Source organism: Neobacillus kokaensis (assembly GCF_014656545.1).
Lineage (GTDB): Bacteria > Bacillota > Bacilli > Bacillales > Cytobacillaceae > Neobacillus > Neobacillus kokaensis.
The window spans coordinates 190343-208234 of record NZ_BNDS01000005.1 but is presented as its reverse complement, the minus strand read 5'-3'; the positions used below and the strand labels follow the sequence as shown (position 1 = coordinate 208234).

Genomic DNA, 17892 nt, shown 5'->3' with positions numbered 1-17892 from the left:
ATAAAATGGCCCCTTGGTCAAGCGGTTAAGACACCGCCCTTTCACGGCGGTAACACGGGTTCGAATCCCGTAGGGGTCATCGGCATTTGGCAGGTCAGCAAGAGGCTGGCAAGGACGGTCTCCTTGCTGACTAGCCATTAATATAAATATTGGTCTGGTAGTTCAGTTGGTTAGAATGCCTGCCTGTCACGCAGGAGGTCGCGGGTTCGAGTCCCGTCCAGACCGCCACTTATACATAATTAAGTTGGTTTTAGGGAATAGTAACAAACTACAGCTAATCATTTTGTAGGGTACAAATTTAATACGGCTCAGTAGCTCAGTCGGTAGAGCAAAGGACTGAAAATCCTTGTGTCGGCGGTTCGATTCCGTCCTGAGCCATCCACGAAAAAGCTTGCACCCATTTGCAAGCTTTTTTACATTCCATCTAATCCCTCTATCATACCTGTAATTTATCTGTAAAAAAAGAACTATATTTTTACAAATCCTCCGCTAACTTTATCCTAATTTGTGTTATCTAAAACTACTACACTAGTACCAATGTAAACCTTGGTTTAATAGGTATTTGCGGCTGTATATCCTAAAAACATAATAGGTAAAATTTACTGGCATATTTCACAAAAAGCAGGAAAATGTCAGCAATTATACATTTATGTTACATTATTGAGATTCTTCAATTTTTTAAAAAAATCTATGGTAAAGTAAAATGGGTTTAAAATTCTAGCCAAAAGTACTAGTTTAAGAGGTTTTTGTGTTTAGGAGGAAATCATGTTATTTTCACATAAAAGATTGTTCATTTTAAAGACAACCATCATCTCCACGATGGCGGCCGCTGCAATTGCCTTTAGTAATGGTCCAAGTGCCTTTGCAGATACACCTAAGACAACTACTACATATCAAGTATATGTAAATGGAACATACGCTGGAAATGTTACAAATAAAAAAATTGTTAACCAGATCATTGCTGAGAAAACTAAGCAGGCTGGTAAGTTCCATGTTAAGGCAGCACCAAAGGTACATTACATACCGGAACGTGTTTTTCAAAATACAACCAATAATCCACGAACAAACGAAACATTAAAGGATGTATTTCAGATTAAGGTGGAGGCTGTCGCTATAGTCATTGACGGGAAGCCTGTCACTTATGTAGACAGCAAAGAAACTGCCGAAGAGGTCCTGAAAAATCTAAAGCTCCATTATGTTTCTAAAGAGCAGCTTGAAGGGCTTGAAGAGCATGAAGCTAGAAAGGCCTCTATGGATTCTGTTTTACCCCCATTGAAGGAAAATGAAACTCGTATATTAGACGTTCGTTTATCAAAAAATGTTTCAATTGAAGAGCAAAATATTGAGCCTGAAAAAGTTATGACACTTAAAGATGCCGTTACCTATTTGCAAAAAGGGACATTACAGGAAAAGAAGTATAAGGTTCAAGATGGCGATGCCCTTGAATCCATTGCTCATCGTCATGATTTAAAGCTAGGAGATATGCTTGCATTAAATCCGGGATTATCGGGTGATTCCCTTTTGAAAGTCGGACAGGAAGTAAATGTTACGGCACTTACCCCTTTTATTGAGGTAATCGTAGAAAAAGAAGCGAATCGCAAAGAAGCTATTTCTTATGCTACCAAGACGGTTGAAGATTCTGCTATGCCAAAGGGACAAACGAAAATGAAACTAGAAGGCAAAGAGGGCTCACAAGCTGTAACGTACAAGATTACCGAACAAAATGGAACGGAGACTAAAAGGGAAAAAGAGAGTGAACACATTCTCAAGAAGCCAGTAGACCAAATCATGATAAAGGGGACGAAAGTGATTCCTTCCCGCGGCGAGGGCAGTTTTGCTTGGCCGGCGGTAGGTGGCTATATTTCCAGTCAAATGGGTCACCGCTGGGGTAAAATGCATAAAGGAATTGATATCGCCAGACCTAGCGACAGAACAATTAAAGCAGCCGATAATGGCGTAGTGGTAAAGGCAGGATGGGGCAACGGATACGGAAATATGATTATCATTGACCATCAAAACGGTTTTCGCACATTATACGGCCATATGTCTTCTCTAAAGGTAAGGTCAGGTCAAATCGTTTCAAAAGGAACAGGTATTGGAATTATGGGGTCAACCGGAAATTCAACAGGAGTTCATTTACATTTTGAAGTATATAAAAACGGCAGCTTAGTCAATCCGTTAAAATACGTAAACAGATGAAAAGTCTCCAGCGAATGCTGGAGGCTTTTCCTGTTGCAAGCCGCGTACCCCTTTGTAAAATACTTGTAATAGATGAATTTTAGGCGAAATAATGATAAAGTAAAGTAGATTAGTTATGACTTTTTTGCAGTATGTAAAATAGATCGTAGTTCCATGTTAATGGAGAGGAGTAATCATATGGAAAAGAAAATTCTTATAGTGGACGATGAAAAGCCAATTGCAGATATTTTACAATTCAATCTTAGAAAAGAAGGTTATGTAGTGTACTGCGCATACGATGGAAATGAAGCACTTGATTTAGTAGAGGACATTCAACCTGATTTAGTACTTCTTGATATCATGCTGCCGGTAAAGGATGGCATGGAGGTATGCCGTGAAATACGAAAAAAATATGAAATGCCAATTATTATGCTGACAGCTAAGGATTCTGAAATCGATAAAGTATTAGGTCTTGAGCTCGGTGCTGATGATTACGTAACAAAGCCATTTAGCACGAGAGAGTTGATTGCCCGGGTGAAAGCAAATCTGCGCAGGCACCAGCAAATCATTTCTCAGCCTGAAGAAGAAAATGATACGAATGAAATTTCAATTGGCTCCCTCGTGATTCATCCAGATGCCTATATTGTTTCTAAACGCGGCGAAACAATCGAACTGACACACCGGGAATTTGAATTGCTGTTCTATTTAGCAAAACATATCGGCCAGGTGATGACAAGAGAGCATTTACTGCAAACGGTATGGGGATATGACTATTACGGTGATGTCCGTACAGTCGATGTTACGGTAAGACGCCTAAGGGAAAAAATTGAAGATAGCCCAAGCCATCCGGCATGGATTGTAACAAGACGCGGGGTGGGATATTATTTACGAAATCCTGAACAGGAGTAATGACTTGTGAAAAAGGTTGGTTTCTTTCGCTCTATACACGTTAAATTTGTTATCATCTATGTCCTCCTTATATTAGTAGCTATGCAAGTGATCGGCGTTTATTTTGTCAAACAGCTTGAGTCTACGTTAAGGACAAATTTTCAAACGTCCATCAAGGAACGGGTTAATTTGTTGGCTTATAATATCCGGGAGGAAATGGAAAAGGAAAGAACACCTGAAGACCCGACACTCGAAGAAGATATACGTAAAACTTTGAAAGACTTTGAAGCAGTTGATATATCTGAAGTCCGTGTTATTGATGGCCGGTCGATGAGATTCTTAGGGACATCTGATGAAAACAATCAGGGGATCGTCGGCCAGCGGACAACAGAGCTTAGGATTAAACAATCAATGGTACTGGAAGAAGACCAAAGTGTTATTCGAGTTGACAAGGGGCATCGAATATGGGTCCTTTCCACCCCGATTAAGTCCGGAAAAAAGGTGCTGGGCGCCATTTATCTGGTAGCTAAGATTGAAAGTGTTTTTACCCAAATGAAAACCATTAATGGAATCTTTGCAACCGGAACAGCAATTGCCTTATCAATAACGGCGGTATTAGGGATCCTGTTAGCCCAAACGATTGCGAAGCCCCTGGCTGATATGCAAAAGCAGGCGCTCGCGATGGCGAAAGGTAATTTTTCCCGTAAGGTTAAAGTGTACGGCAACGATGAAATTGGGACTCTGGCCAGCACCTTTAACCATTTAACGAAAAAGCTCCAGGAAGCCCAGGCAATGACGGAGGGAGAGCGGCGCAAACTATCCTCGGTGTTGTCATATATGACCGACGGGGTATTGGCTACAGACCGCAAAGGTCGTGTTATCCTCATTAATGAACCAGCAGCAGAGATGCTGGATGTTTCACGTGAAACAATACTTTCCCAGCCAATTGAAAAAGTGCTTGGTTTGGATGATTCGATTACATTTGAGGATTTGCTGGAAGAAAATGATTCCTTAATTTTAGATTATAGTACGAAATCCGAACCGTATATCCTTCGTGCCAATTTTTCTATCATTCAAAAAGAAACCGGTTTTGTTAACGGCCTAATTACGGTTCTTCATGATATTACCGAGCAGGAAAAAATTGATGCGGATAGAAGAGAGTTTGTTGCGAATGTTTCCCACGAGCTGAGGACGCCGCTGACAACCATGCGGAGTTATCTTGAGGCACTGGCAGATGGAGCCTGGCAGGATAAAGAAATTGCCCCGAACTTTTTAGAAGTGACGAGGACAGAGACGGAAAGAATGATCCGCCTTGTAAATGACTTATTGCAGTTATCAAAAATGGATAGTACAGATTATAAGCTGAATAAGGAATGGGTGAACTTTGTTGTTTTCTTTGAACGTATTATAGAACGATTGGAGATGTCAAAACAGCAAAATGTAACCTTCAAGCGAAAGCTGCCAGATCGCGCTATTTTTGTTGAAATTGATGAAGATAAGATGACACAGGTTTTATACAATATTATCTCGAACGCTTTAAAGTACTCACCAGAAGGCGGACAGGTTACCTTCTCTATTAAGGAAAAGGGTGACAAAATTATTGTTAGTGTTTCTGATGAAGGCGTGGGGATTCCAAAAGAGAGCATTGGAAAAATATTTGATCGTTTTTATCGTGTGGATAAAGCAAGAACTCGCAAATTAGGCGGTACAGGACTAGGACTTGCCATTGCAAAAGAAATGGTGAAATGTCATGGCGGCAATATTTGGGCAACTAGCAGGGAAGGCAAAGGAACAACTATTTCTTTCTCGCTGCCATTTGATCGTACTGAAGAGGATGAATGGTCATGAGATATGAAACGATAAAATCTGTTATTTTAACTATCTTAGTTTTAGTCAGTGTTTTGTTAACCTGGAATCTTTGGACATATCAGCCTGATTATGAAACCATTGAAAGTAATAATACCCTTAGAGAAGTCACATTAAGTGAAAAGCAGGAAGTGCAAAAAATTATCCGCCCAGATCGGGTGCTGTTCCATATAAACGGCAAACATTATGGAACAAATAATAGCGTGGAATTAGAGAAAATTGTTAAAGGAATAAGTAAATGGTCCATTTTTGATTTAAAAAACTACTCAGATAAAGTGGAAAACTATAATGAGTTGGTTCATGGATCCGGCAATGCTGAAATTATTTTTCCAGGAGATATTCCGATTGAATTATACCGGAGCGTGGTCAACATTGAGGGAAGAAAAATACCATCCTTTAACTTTGACCGAATCGTGATAAATGTTGAGCATTCCGGAAAGGAAAACGGGATTGTCTATTTTGTCTCTTCGCAAAATCAAAAGGTATTTGTTGCCCATATTTCACCAGCAAATTTAACCGCGTTCAACCGTGATTTTTTTAAAAAAGGCAATGAATATCCTCGTTATTTTGCTTATAAGGCAACAAGTAAGCGGACGATTTTCCTACAAGAGAATCCCACAGAGATGATAACGTATAAATATTTGCCTGTTACACTTGATTCGGAGGAATTTAAAGAAGCGCTTTTTGATGACCCAAGCTTTGTCCAAAAAAGTGTGCTGACGAACGGGGAAGAATATACAAACGTTTCTAGCAAAATGACAGTTAATTACGATAAAAATATGTTATCTTATGTGAATCCGACAGCAGAGGATAATTATTCGGAGAAGTCCTATGATTTAGTGAAGCGCAGCATCGATTTTGTTAATGAACATGGCGGATGGACAGACCAGTATCGATATGTTGAAAAGGATGAATATAAACGCTCTGTAACCTTTCGGCTGTATAGCAGAGATGGTTACCCAGTATTTAATGATTTAGGGATGTCAGAAATTTATGAGGTATGGGGCGGCAATAAAATAAATAGATATATTCGCCCTAATATTGCTCTAGAACTGCCGTTGAATACAGAGGCCAAAAGCGTAGTCCAGCCATCAGGATATAAGGCATTGGAATTTTTACAAAACAAAAAGAATTTTAACCCTGAGCTTCTTGAACAAATGGTATTAGGCTACCGGATGGAACGTGATACAGAAGAGAGCCAGCTGATCCTCTTAGAGCCTGCCTGGTATTATCGCTATGATAATAGATGGGGAATTATTACGTCTGAAGAACTAGGAGGGCCAGTTCATGGATTGGAGTAAAATTAAAACAATTTTTATCATCACCTTTCTCATTTTAGATGTCTACCTTTTATTCCAATTCATGAAAATCCGTGATGCCAATAAATATGAGGTGAATACCGAAGCCTCCTTTGAAGAAAAGCTGAAGGCAGATGAAATTACCTATGGGGAACTGCCAAAAACGTTAATCAAGGCACAATACCTTAGTGCAAAGCCAAAAATCTTTACGCAGGAAGATATGGCTAAGCTTAAAGGGCAAAAGGCATCATTTACGGAGCCTAGCAGCTCTCTGATGATAACTCTGGAGAAGCCGCTTAAGTTAAGTGGGAAGTTTGAACCTGCGGAGCTTGCTGATTTTTTAAAGAATAATGTGATATATGGGGACCAATATCAATTTTGGAAGAAAAATGACGAGTTAAGAACGATTACTTACTTTCAACAATATGAAACCTTCCCGTTATATCAAAATATAAATGGGATGATCACTTTCCATTATAACGAGAAAAACCAGATTGTTTCGTATCAGCAAAGCTATTTAGAAGGAATGGAAGAATTGACGGAGAAAGAGGAAATTCTCCGTCCGATAAAAGCGATTGAAACATTGCATCAAAAGGGAGTACTGAAGCCGAAGAGCACGATTACCAAGGTTGAACTAGGCTATTCGACACTCGTACAATTAGCAGCATCCCAAGTGTTAGCACCTACCTGGCGCTTTGAGGTTAATGACAAGGAGAGTTTGTTTGTCAATGCCTTTGAAGGTCAGATTATTGATTTTAAAAATGATGAAAAAAAGAGTGTGGAGTGAGTAGTATGTCTTTGCGATATAGCATCTTAGCAAGCGGGAGTACGGGGAACGCTCTATATGTAGAGTCTGATGAACACTCCTTCTTGGTGGATGCGGGTTTTAGCGGTAAGCAGATGGAAGCATTATTTCAGCAAATTGACCGTGACCCGAGTAAGCTTTCCGGTATCTTTGTGACCCATGAACATAGTGACCATATAAAGGGGGTTGGAATCCTGGCACGTAAATATCATTTGCCTGTATATGCGAACGAAAAAACATGGCAGGCGATGGACAATTTAGTTGGTGTCATACCAACTGAGCAAAAGTTTGTCTTTGGCATGGAAACGGTAAAAAGCTTTGGTTCAGTGGATATCGAATCATTTGGGGTTTCCCATGATGCAGCGGAACCAATGTTTTATACCTTCCATCATTCCGATAAGAAGCTGGTGTTGATTACCGATACAGGATATGTCAGCGACCGGATGAAGGGGATTATCTCGAATGCAGATGTCTACGTATTTGAGTCCAATCATGATGTTCAAATGCTGCGGATGGGGCGCTATCCATGGAATATTAAACGGCGCATCTTAAGTGATCTCGGACATGTTTCAAATGAGGACGCAGCACTTGCTATGAGCGAAGTAATTGGCGACCGGACAAAAAGAGTGTACCTCGCTCATTTAAGCCAGGATAATAATATGAAGGACTTAGCAAGAATGTCGGTAAGCCAAACATTGGAAGGCTGCGGAGTGATTGTCGGGGAACAAATTGGGCTTTACGATACCGATCCGAAAACACCAACCATTTTAACCGCGGTTTAAATATTTAAAAATGAGGGTACTTCTCAGTAGGTACCCTTTTTTGTGTGTCCAAAATCGTAAAGTTTGTTTCTAACAGATGCAATTTTTTAGTAAATTTCCGTTAGTAGAGTATAATTGTAATTATAAGCCAAAATATATATAGCAATCATTTCGAAAGAGAGGAATGGTGTAGAATTGGGTTATTATGATGATCATTCACCAAATCGATACCAGGGGCAGAAAGGAAATCGAGGCGGCATATTCTTTGCTGGTTTGGTTGGTGTCATTCTCGGGGCAATTTTAGTTATTATTCTGGTCCCTTCGCTGACGGAAAGAGGGATATTGCAATCGGATCAAAGAGCAGCGGAAAGTACTGATACGAGCGGTGGCGAAAATGTGATCCATCAGCAGGTTTCCTATGATGTAAAGACGGATACAACAAAAGCCATTAATAAAACGGCTGATGCGGTCGTAGGAATTAACAATATTCAGTCCACAAGTTTTTGGACGGATAATAACAATATGGATGAAACAGCGGGAACTGGCTCTGGAGTGATTTATCGGAAGGCTGGCGGCAAGGCCTTTGTAGTGACAAACCACCATGTAGTGGAAGGTGCTACAAGGCTTGAGGTAAGTATGTCAAATGGGACTAAGATTCCTGCTAAGCTATTAGGAAGCGATATATGGACGGATCTAGCAGTCCTTGAAATTGATGCGGCAAAAATCAAAAAGACTGCTGAATTTGGCGATTCTGACAGCTTAAAAGTGGGTGAACCGGTCATTGCCATTGGAAACCCGCTAGGTCCTACCTTCTCTGGTTCGGTTACACAAGGGATAATATCCGGGTTAGAACGGACAATCCCAGTGGATATCAATCAAGACGGTGTTGTTGACTGGCAGTCGGAAGTGCTTCAGACGGATGCAGCGATTAACCCGGGGAACAGCGGCGGTGCGTTAATTAATATGGCTGGTCAGGTAATTGGCATCAATTCGATGAAAATTGCTCAGAACGCAGTTGAAGGAATTGGCTTATCGATTCCAATTAATTCTGCAAAGCCGATTATTCATGATCTTGAGACATTCGGCAGTGTAAAGCGTCCATATATGGGCGTGGACTTGAAATCGGTTGATGAAATTCCTGCTTATTATCAGCAGGAAGCACTGAAGCTTCCGCGGGATGTGACTCATGGAGTAGCCATTCGTCAGGTAGTTCCAGGTTCACCTGCATCGCATGCTGGACTTCAGGAATTGGATGTCATTATCGAAATGGATGGTGTGAAAATTAGTGACGTCATTGATCTCCGCAAGCATTTGTATCAGGATAAGAAAATTGGCGAGAAAATGACGGTAAAGTTTTATCGTAATGGAAAACTGCAAGAGACAAGATTAACGTTAACCGGTGAACGAATGCAATAGATAGTTGAAAACAGGAAGGTGAGCTATTCACCTTCCTGTTTTTTCATGTTATTTATGAAGGCTGTATGATATAGTACGTGTAGTCTAAAATAGAATTATTAATTGTTTTTAAGAAAGGTGAAGGTTAAAATGATTTATTGCTGTGAGGAACATGTGGAACTTGGATTAGATGTAGTTGTGGATGAATATGAGACATTTCCGGTATTAACGAAAATTGATGTGGATAACTTATCAACAAGCTGCGAATTTTGTCAAAATAGGGCAGTATATCTTGTGGCGAACAAGTGATTTCATACAAGATGTGGATAAAAAATGTGCATATGTGGATAACTTCTGTGGATATCTTGTTTGTAACCTGTTTGTAATCAAAATGAAAAGGGCTGTGGATTGTGAATATCTCAATAATTACAGTTGGCAAACTAAAGGAAAAATACTTGAAATTAGGAATTGAGGAATATGTAAAAAGATTGTCTGCCTATGCCAAGGTGGAAGTCATTGAAGTTGCTGATGAAAAGGCACCAGAAGAATTAAGCGGGTTGGAAATGCTTCAGGTAAAGCAAAAAGAAGGCGAACGGATTTTAGCGAAGATCAGTGCGGATACATATGTGATTGCGCTTGCGATTGAAGGGAAAATGCAATCATCAGAGGAGTTGGCCGATACACTAGATAAGCTTGCAACGTACGGCAAAAGCAAAATTGCCTTCGTGATTGGCGGATCATTGGGATTGAGTGACGAAGTATTGCAGCGGTCGAATGAGCGGCTGTCGTTTTCACGTATGACCTTCCCCCACCAGCTGATGCGGCTGATATTGGTAGAGCAGATTTATCGGGCGTACAGGATTAATCGGGGTGAACCTTATCATAAATAGAGGCAGTTTTTTTATTAATTTCCGCAAACAGCACCATAAGTAAGTGAGGTTCCTAAGGGAATGGGTCCCCGTATGCATATCTTCCTTAGTGCTTCTTTCTTGGAAAGAAGCACTAAGATATAATAATAATTAGATTGTCCCTTTAGTTAGACATTAATCCAATGATAAATTCTACCTAACCTTTATGTTCCGTAGTTTTACCATTCTTTTGGCTCATAGTTTAATTCTCTAAATAATTGAGTTCGCTCTTTCTTGGATAAATCTCTCCATTGTCCAGGTGGAAGGTTGCCTAAATGAATATTCATGATTCGGGTTCTTTGCAATCTGTAAACCTCGTATCCTAATTCGGCGCACATACGGCGAATTTGGCGATTTAGCCCCTGTGTTAAAATGATTTGAAAATCATATTTTGATAATTGAACTGTTTTACAAGGAAGTGTTTTTGTACCTAATATTTTGACACCCTCTGACATCTTCTTCAAAAATTCAGGAGTAATGGGCTTGTCTACTGAAACGATATATTCCTTTTCATGCTTATTTTCAGAACGTAGGATTTCGTTAACAATGTCGCCATCGTTCGTAAGAAGTATTAAGCCCTCTGAATCTTTGTCTAGGCGTCCAATATTAAATATTCTTAATGGATGGTTGACCAAATCAACAATATTCCCCTTTACACCTTTTTCTGTTGTACTAGTAATGCCTACAGGTTTATTTAAGGCAATATAGACATTATTCCTTGCTACTCGGATTGGATTTCCATCCACTCGAACGTCATCCCCAGGTTCAACTTGGCTGCCTATTGTAACACGTTTACCATTTATAGTAACTCTTCCCTCGGCAATTAATTTATCCGCACCTCGTCTAGATGCTTTACCAGATTCGCTTATATATTTATTAATACGCATGTTGACACATCCTTAATCAGAGGATTGTTTTGTTTGATACTTAACTATACTTTATTTTAACGATGAATCACAAACTCTTTTTTAGATATAAGGGATAAAATTTTTGCAGTTTCTCAATTACCCCAGTTGCTAGTACATGGGGATTTGATTCAGCTGGAAAAGAATCATATTTTCAAGTGCCGGAATAGTTATTCCAAGGAAGGAAATCTTGTATGTAAGTGACCCCGGTGTATTCGAGTATTTAATTATTGGTTATGCTAAATAACAAATGCTAAGATATTTTCGTTTGATAAAAAAATTAATACACTTAAGGGGTTCTATAGATGAAAGCATTAGTCTTAAAAGAATATGGTGAAAATCGAACCATTACTATTGAAAATATAGATATCCCTGTTCCTAAACAGGGTGAAGCACTAGTACGAATTCATGCTGCTCCGCTTTATCCTTTTGCGCTTAAAATGGCTACAGAGGGTTCTCCATTCATGAAAGAACTGCCGCTTGTTCTGGGCAATGAAGGCGCGGGTATTGTTGAATCAGGGACGACTTTCCCAAAAGGTAGTCGTGTCATGATATTTGGTGACAATTTAGGCAGGGCGAAAGATGGAACATACCAAGAATATATTGTCGTTCCAGAGTCCTATCTGTTCAGGCTTCCAGATTACTTTAGCTTTGAGGAAGGGGCTTCTTTCCCAAGTTCTTATTTGACTGCCTACTTAGCTCTAACAAGGAGGGGCAGGATAAAGGCTGGAGAATGGATTGCAGTCCCTGGGGCGGCTGGATCTGTTGGTTATGGTGCTATACAAGTTTCCAAAGCACTTGGAGCAAAACCAATTGCGATTGTTTCCTCCACAGAAAAGGCAGAAAAAATTAAAGATGTTGCAGAAAATCGTGTTGTTGATTTATCGAAGGAGAACGTTAAGGAAGGTATCTACCGTATAACTGAAGACCACGGAGCGGATCTTATACTTGATACAATTGGCGGGAAAATGACGAATCAATTGCTTCTTTCAGCTGCACCATATGGCCGGGTTGTATCAATTAGTTTTTCTGCAGGAAATGAAGCAAACATTAATCTTATTAACCTTGTTATCAAACAAGCAACTTTGACAGGTTTTAATCTTTGGGAATACTCTAATGAAGCTGTCAGTGAGACTTTAGAACAGCTTTTCAAGTTGGCTAAGCAAGTTGATATTCGGCCAACAATAGATTCAACGTTCTCACTGGAAGAATTTGAAGCAGCTTTTGAAAGACTGACTTCACGTAAAGCGGTGGGTAAGGTTGTTTTTAAGATATAAAAAAGCTTTGTTAAAGGACAACCATAATTGTTATATGCCATTTAGGATTTTAAAATGTAGTTTTAGCATAAACTATATGAATAATATCAACGGTAATGAACTGCACCTCAATTTTGGAGCTATCTAATTAATTGTAGGTGCAGTTTTTCTATGGTTAAATTTATTGCTGATGTATTACCTTAAGGAATAACTCTTCAAAGTTAAGATAATGTAATTACTTCATATTTTGAGGCTAACTCAATAAATTGGGCCATTCCGCTGATTTTCCCAGCTGCAAGCTTATCATTTAGCTCATAAAAATCAACACATGTTTTACAAGCAAGTACGTCTGTACCCTTTTCTTCCAGTTCTTTTAATTGGAGAGAAACAAGTGAGTTTTCCGTCAATGTAAACACACCGCGGTTCATGCAAAAAACAGCCACAGGCAGTTCTTCCTTTTGCTTAAGAATAGTAAAGAAAGTTTCTAATATCCCTTCGCCTAGTTCTGGCTCTCCTTTGCCAAGCTGATCTGAAGCAAGTAAAATTACTTTATTTTTCAATTTCTCCACCTCACTGATTTAATTATCTATGTTACCATATTTGAATTATGAATCAGGCGCTTTTTTAATATCGGTGTATTGCGTCATATCATGGATATATCCGCATTATATACAATAAAGTACCCTAGGTAAGACTTTTTATGTCTATCTTATAGGGTACTTTTTTTAAGGAAGGAGCCGCTTTTTCCTGACAGTAAACAGTCTGCTATTTTACTACTTTAATATAAAAATAGATATCCTGCCCGACCTTTTTCGGTTCAGTCAGGAGCTGGTAGCCATGTTTGATGGCTTCTTCCGGAACACTTCGGAAGGATTGTGGGCAATCCGCTATGACCTGTAAGACTTCCCCAATTTTCATGTTTTTTAGCGCATCCAGCGCATAAATGACGGGGTAGGGTCATGGCTCGCCGCGAATGTCTAAAGTGTAGTTGACATCCATTACTTGGGACATACCTTATACCTCCTTTGTAACGTGAGAAATGGATTCTATTTTTTGATGTTTGATTCCCGTTCCATAACGGAAGTGTTTTCCCCACCAATTTGATAATAAGAACCAAGCGGCAAGCATAGCTATCGTTCCAAATAGTGCTCCCATAGGTCCCCATTGTTCTATTAAGTTTACTTTCGACCAATTTTCTACCAGGGCATGATAGATGCCGAGATGATCCCAGCCATAGGCGAGAGCTGTAGCACCGACGATATTGCCTGCACCGACTACCCAGAATAATAATTGACCTTCCATTGCCCGATACATCATGCCAGTCTCACAGCCGCCGGCAAGTACAATACCAAACCCGAAAAGAAGACCGCCAATGACCGTGCTTGGTGCAGCCACTTTGATAATAGAAGCAGCGCCGTTTTGAATATAGAAAAATGTTACCACAACACTGATCAGCATCCCAACGGAAATCGCCTTAGACATGACGGCACGGCCGCTGATCCATAAATCACGGAAAGCGGAAGTGAAACAAATTTGCCCGCGTTCAATAAGAATTCCAAAAAGTGCTCCAGCTATACAGGCAACTGCAAGCATCGGTTTTCCTGCCGCGAAAAAGTAAACAACAAGAGCAAGGTACAAACAGGCAAAAATGAGACCTATGATAGGTTGAATATTTCTTTTTTCGACATTCTGGGTGACAACTGGGTTCATCGGGCCCTTCATCAACTTCGGTTTTCCCCGCCACCATTTAGTATTCACGACCTTAACACCAAAGTATGTTCCGATGGCAGTGGTCACCATAAAGATCCAAGAGTGGAACGAGAACTGCGGTACACCCGTGAAAAAGGCAGCCAGGTTGCACCCGAGGGCAAGACGTGCACCAAATCCGGCGATAATGCCGCCAATAAATCCTTGGATCAAACGCCGCTTTTGCTTCGGCACGCGGATCTTAAAACTGCTGCTAAGTAAAATCGTAATCAGTGCGCCAGCCAGCATTCCAATGACTATCCAGCCATCGGTCCTGCTGATAGGTGTCCCTTCAAGGCCCACAAGCTGAAAATACGCCCATTGTGACACATCAACCCCGAACCATCCGAGGATGTGTCCGCCCAACCTGGTAAATTCACCGGTTACCGCCCAAACTGTACCCGTGATTCCAAAGTACAATGCACTGGCAAGACCAGCCATACCAACGGCGATGTAGGGATTCCAGTATTCTTTGAAAATTTCCTGATAAAGATTCATTAACGTATCTCCTCCTTTTTTGCAAAGGCCATGGTGCCCATCTTTGTTGCTAATACATGAGAAACATCCCTATGAAATTGTCCAAAATTGCAGATGCATACAAAAATGCCCGGGGATATCCTGGGCATTCAGAGAGCTTCATTTAATCACTAATATAACGGTAAGTTTGGCTAAGACGCAATACGAATTATCGATAAGATTGATTAATAAATATCGAAATAATGGATACTTGGGACACGGGGGTTCATTTGTATAGACTCGTTCGGGGCTCTGTTGCCTTCTTATTAAATATTGTGGATGAAGTATATTTTGTTATATTTGGAAGGGGATTTTATCCTTCATAAAGGGGATGAGGGACATTTTGCAGGATTCTAAGGGGAAATTTGCCCTTCATTATACAAAAAAGATTGAAATAAAAATTAGTGCCACTGTCACTCCCTGCATTTTGTCGACATCATCAACACTATTCGGGGAGTGCAGGCACTGTGTTAAAGCTTCTCCAATTTTACAGCAATTGCAGAAGTCATTTCTTTTGTTACTTTAAGGAGATTAGATTTTAAAACCGCATTAATTATCGGTCCCATTGCACCGCCGGCAGTGATGTCTAGGAAGCTGGTTATTCTCGTTTTATTTTCATCGATTGCTTCGGCCAGGAAGTATCCTCCTCCTGAAAGTTTCTCATTTATCCCTTTTAATGCAAACGTAACCTTTGTCGGTTCCATCCATTCTTTAATGGTGACCATCAGACTAATCTTTTTCTTAATGAATCCGATATTACTATAAAACTCCCAGCTGGACTGACGATTTGTATACTTCTGATGCTGAATATATCCGGGAATAAGCGGGGCCCAGTTATCCATATTCTTAACAAAATCCCAAACCTTATTGATCGGTAAACCCACTTCAACTTGATGCATTCCGCTTGGCATTCCTTCTCCTTCTTTCCCTTTAATTAAAAACCTTCATATATTTATATGTGTCTTTCATTAAAGGGAGATTTGTCCCTCCTTTTATAAGCTCTTATCCGATTCGGGACGTGACAGGTACTGTTCCAAAAATCAATATGTTACCTCGGGGGTAAACTGGCCAATTCCCTTTAATTTATAGTCAAAAAAATTAAGAATTAGTTTATTTGGCGTTTCAATCACCTAAAAAATTATTTTCAATAATGTTGTTTGCCTCTTGAGTGTTATTTCAATGAGTGCTTGATACAGAGTGGTTTTTATATCCTCATAAGATTTGTTAGTAGGTGTGGATTCTATAGACTTGTATGTTGACTCATTTAAAAGTTGAACAGCCTCACTAATTTTCATATGGTTCTCTCCAAAATGAATGGATGATGAGATCTAGAAGGTTTTTAGTAGCTGCTATGTTCAGCTACTGTTTTTTTTATCTGGAGTTACTAATATAAGCCCTATTTATTTTTCAAAAGTCATATTTTTTTATGATAAATTAACTGACTGGTATATATAAATAAATAAGTTACACAACAATCCCTTCAGATGTAAAGAGGCTAGCCTGATATTCATTATACGAGGAGTGATTAGATTGAAACCAATGATTCATGTAGAGAACCTGGTTAAAACCTTTAAAGGAAATGTGCAAGCCGTAAAAGGGGTCTCATTCGATGTGGAAGAGGGTGAGTTTTTTTCTTTCCTCGGACCAAATGGCGCCGGTAAATCAACTACTATACAAATGATCACTACCTTATTAAAACCCACATCGGGCAGAGCTGAAATTGCGGGCTTCGATGTCATGAATGAGCCGGAACAAATACGGCGTGTGATTGGAGTGGCTCTACAAGAGACAGGAATTGACCCTCAGCTGACTGCTCGTGAGCTCCTGGAGATTCAGGGGAAATTGTTTGGCTTTCAGTCGAGCATGGCGAGGAAGAGAGCGGACGAATTATTAGAGCTTGTAGGTTTAACTGAAGATGCCCATAGAAAATGTGGTAAGTATTCAGGTGGGATGCGTAGACGTCTAGACTTAGCATTAACCCTTGTTCAACGCCCGAAGGTTTTATTTTTAGATGAACCTACGACAGGGCTTGATCCATATAACCGAAAACTCATCTGGGAAGAAATCCGTTCTCTAAATAAAGAAAAAGGCACGACGATTTTTTTGACAACCCAATATCTTGAGGAAGCGGATGAATTGGCAGATCGTATTTCGATTATCAACGAGGGGAAAATTGTTGCATCGGGCACCCAAGAGAACTTAAAAGCATCTATTGGTAAAGATGTCATTGATCTAGTCTTCACAACGGAAGAGGAAGCTATGCGTGCATCAGCATTGCTCGCACGATTAGCAGGTGACGAGAAACATACAGGGCCAGATCTCAGGTTGTTTGTGGAGAAAGGGACAGCTAAATTGCCAGAAATTATTCGATTGTTAGATCAGGAGTCCATCACTCCTACTACCCTGAACGTATCTCCTCCTTCTTTAGATGATGTCTTTTTAAATTTGACTGGTCATTCCATTCAAACTGAAAAATTAAAGAGAGAGGAGTCTTATGCATGAAGATATTTGTAAAGCACACGTTGCTTTTCACAAAAAGGAGTTTATTGAATACAATTCGGAACCCTTTCGCCTTCATTCCAAATATGGTGATTAGTCTCTTCTTTCTATTTGTCTATCAAGCTGGACTAAGTGGGATTGCAAAGCTCCCGGCATTTGGTGGTGCTAGTTATTTAGCGTTTATATTACCTGTATCCATTGTTTCTGGGGCCATTGGAGGTGCAGGAGGTGCAGGACAGTCTCTTATTACAGATTTGGAAAACGGCTATTTTTCTAGACTTTTGTTGACCCCCGCATCACGTCTTACCATTGTTTTGGGTCCAATTATTGCAGGGATGCTTCAACTTCTTGTTCAAACGATTCTCATAATGCTCATTGGATTTATAATGGGTCTAAAAGTGGTAACAGGCTTCTCAGGAGTTGTCGTTGTCCTTCTTCTCGCAGTGGGATGGGGTCTGGCTTTTGCGGGCTATTCCGTTGGTTTTGCTCTTCGAACGAAAAATGCTCAAGCTGCCCAGGCAGGAACATTTATCTTCTTCCCGCTTATATTCCTGAGCACAACATTTGTCCCGTATGATCTCATTGAAGCAGGTTGGCTTAAAGCAGCCGCGGTAATCAATCCAACGACCTATGTCTTTGAAGGTATGCGTGCAGTGATGATCAATGGCTGGGGTGAAAGTGATATTTGGAAGGCTTTTATTGTCATTATTTTACTCTGTGTCGCTACCATCAGTTTTGCTGCTGTTAGTGCCCGCCAAGCTGTGAGCAGAGGGTAGAGTTTTATGCGAATAACGGTAAACCTTATCATAAGTAAGTACAAGGGGAAAAGACAAGGCACAGCTGGTACCTTGTCTTTATCTTTTATGTGTTA

17 protein-coding genes and 3 tRNA genes are annotated in these 17892 nt (G+C 40.1%); 15 read left to right on the top strand and 5 right to left on the bottom strand.

Annotation, left to right across the window (positions count from 1 at the left end):
- The first annotated feature begins 7 nt into the window (after nt 1–7).
- The 12 genes from IE222_RS08210 to rlmH all read left to right on the top strand — a co-directional run bounded on the left by IE222_RS08210 (nt 8) and on the right by rlmH (nt 10081).
- Nucleotides 8–79, top strand: a tRNA-Glu gene (locus IE222_RS08210).
- Between the two features lie 72 nt (nt 80–151).
- Nucleotides 152–228 (top strand) — tRNA-Asp (locus IE222_RS08205).
- 77 nt (nt 229–305) lie between these two features.
- Nucleotides 306–378: transfer RNA gene (locus tag IE222_RS08200), tRNA-Phe, on the top strand.
- 387 nt (nt 379–765) lie between these two features.
- A complete protein-coding gene (locus IE222_RS08195; protein WP_191271600.1) occupies nt 766–2199 on the top strand; it encodes a peptidoglycan DD-metalloendopeptidase family protein in 1434 nt (477 codons plus the stop codon).
- A gap of 177 nt (nt 2200–2376) precedes the next feature.
- Nucleotides 2377–3087 carry a response regulator YycF gene (gene yycF / locus IE222_RS08190; RefSeq protein ID WP_191271598.1) on the top strand — a complete coding sequence of 237 codons (711 nt, stop codon included), beginning with the start codon at nt 2377–2379 and terminating at the stop codon, nt 3085–3087.
- A 6-nt stretch (nt 3088–3093) separates the two neighbouring features.
- Nucleotides 3094–4914: a cell wall metabolism sensor histidine kinase WalK gene (gene walK, locus IE222_RS08185; RefSeq protein WP_191271596.1), complete on the top strand. Its 1821-nt coding sequence runs from the start codon at nt 3094–3096 to the stop codon at nt 4912–4914.
- On the top strand, nt 4911–6233 hold the full coding sequence (locus tag IE222_RS08180; RefSeq protein ID WP_191271594.1) for a YycH family regulatory protein: 1323 nt from the start codon (nt 4911–4913) through the stop codon (nt 6231–6233). Before walK ends, IE222_RS08180 begins: the two co-directional genes overlap by 4 nt.
- Nucleotides 6220–7017 (top strand): two-component system regulatory protein YycI, encoded by a 798-nt coding sequence (locus IE222_RS08175; protein ID WP_191271592.1) that lies wholly within the window; start codon nt 6220–6222, stop codon nt 7015–7017. The genes IE222_RS08180 and IE222_RS08175 overlap by 14 nt, the downstream gene beginning before the upstream one ends.
- Before the next feature lie 5 nt (nt 7018–7022).
- Nucleotides 7023–7817, top strand: a complete 795-nt coding sequence (gene yycJ, locus IE222_RS08170; RefSeq protein WP_191271590.1) for an exodeoxyribonuclease YycJ — start codon at nt 7023–7025, stop codon at nt 7815–7817.
- Nucleotides 7818–7991: 174 nt separating this feature from the next.
- The gene (locus IE222_RS08165; protein WP_191271588.1) at nt 7992–9212 is read left to right on the top strand and encodes a S1C family serine protease; all 1221 of its coding nucleotides are present in this window, start codon (nt 7992–7994) and stop codon (nt 9210–9212) included.
- A 129-nt stretch (nt 9213–9341) separates the two neighbouring features.
- Entirely contained in the window at nt 9342–9500 is a 159-nt protein-coding gene (locus tag IE222_RS08160) for a CxxH/CxxC protein (RefSeq protein WP_191271586.1), read from the top strand.
- Nucleotides 9501–9601: 101 nt separating this feature from the next.
- Nucleotides 9602–10081 (top strand): 23S rRNA (pseudouridine(1915)-N(3))-methyltransferase RlmH, encoded by a 480-nt coding sequence (gene rlmH / locus IE222_RS08155; protein ID WP_191271584.1) that lies wholly within the window; start codon nt 9602–9604, stop codon nt 10079–10081.
- Between the two features lie 197 nt (nt 10082–10278).
- On the opposite strand, the gene rluF is transcribed toward rlmH, so the two are convergent.
- A complete protein-coding gene (gene rluF, locus IE222_RS08150) occupies nt 10279–10986 on the bottom strand; it encodes a 23S rRNA pseudouridine(2604) synthase RluF (RefSeq protein WP_191271582.1) in 708 nt (235 codons plus the stop codon).
- A gap of 323 nt (nt 10987–11309) precedes the next feature.
- Between rluF and IE222_RS08145 the strand changes: the two genes are divergently transcribed.
- On the top strand, nt 11310–12281 hold the full coding sequence (locus IE222_RS08145) for a quinone oxidoreductase family protein (RefSeq protein ID WP_191271580.1): 972 nt from the start codon (nt 11310–11312) through the stop codon (nt 12279–12281).
- 200 nt (nt 12282–12481) lie between these two features.
- Here the strand turns inward: IE222_RS08145 and IE222_RS08140 are convergent, their stop codons facing one another.
- From IE222_RS08140 to IE222_RS08125, 4 genes are all read right to left on the bottom strand, one after another.
- Nucleotides 12482–12820: a DsrE family protein gene (locus IE222_RS08140; RefSeq protein ID WP_191271578.1), complete on the bottom strand. Its 339-nt coding sequence runs from the start codon at nt 12818–12820 to the stop codon at nt 12482–12484.
- A gap of 205 nt (nt 12821–13025) precedes the next feature.
- Nucleotides 13026–13205 (bottom strand): sulfurtransferase TusA family protein, encoded by a 180-nt coding sequence (locus tag IE222_RS08135; protein ID WP_223282629.1) that lies wholly within the window; start codon nt 13203–13205, stop codon nt 13026–13028.
- 69 nt (nt 13206–13274) lie between these two features.
- Nucleotides 13275–14504 carry a selenium metabolism membrane protein YedE/FdhT gene (yedE, locus tag IE222_RS08130; protein ID WP_191271574.1) on the bottom strand — a complete coding sequence of 410 codons (1230 nt, stop codon included), beginning with the start codon at nt 14502–14504 and terminating at the stop codon, nt 13275–13277.
- Nucleotides 14505–14992: 488 nt separating this feature from the next.
- Nucleotides 14993–15433 (bottom strand): SRPBCC family protein, encoded by a 441-nt coding sequence (locus IE222_RS08125; RefSeq protein WP_191271572.1) that lies wholly within the window; start codon nt 15431–15433, stop codon nt 14993–14995.
- A 628-nt stretch (nt 15434–16061) separates the two neighbouring features.
- Between IE222_RS08125 and IE222_RS08120 the strand changes: the two genes are divergently transcribed.
- Together IE222_RS08120 and IE222_RS08115 are read left to right on the top strand one after the other, a co-directional pair.
- A complete protein-coding gene (locus IE222_RS08120; protein WP_191271695.1) occupies nt 16062–17024 on the top strand; it encodes an ATP-binding cassette domain-containing protein in 963 nt (320 codons plus the stop codon).
- Nucleotides 17021–17797 carry an ABC transporter permease gene (locus IE222_RS08115; RefSeq protein ID WP_191271570.1) on the top strand — a complete coding sequence of 259 codons (777 nt, stop codon included), beginning with the start codon at nt 17021–17023 and terminating at the stop codon, nt 17795–17797. Before IE222_RS08120 ends, IE222_RS08115 begins: the two co-directional genes overlap by 4 nt.
- The last annotated feature ends 95 nt before the right edge of the window (nt 17798–17892 follow it).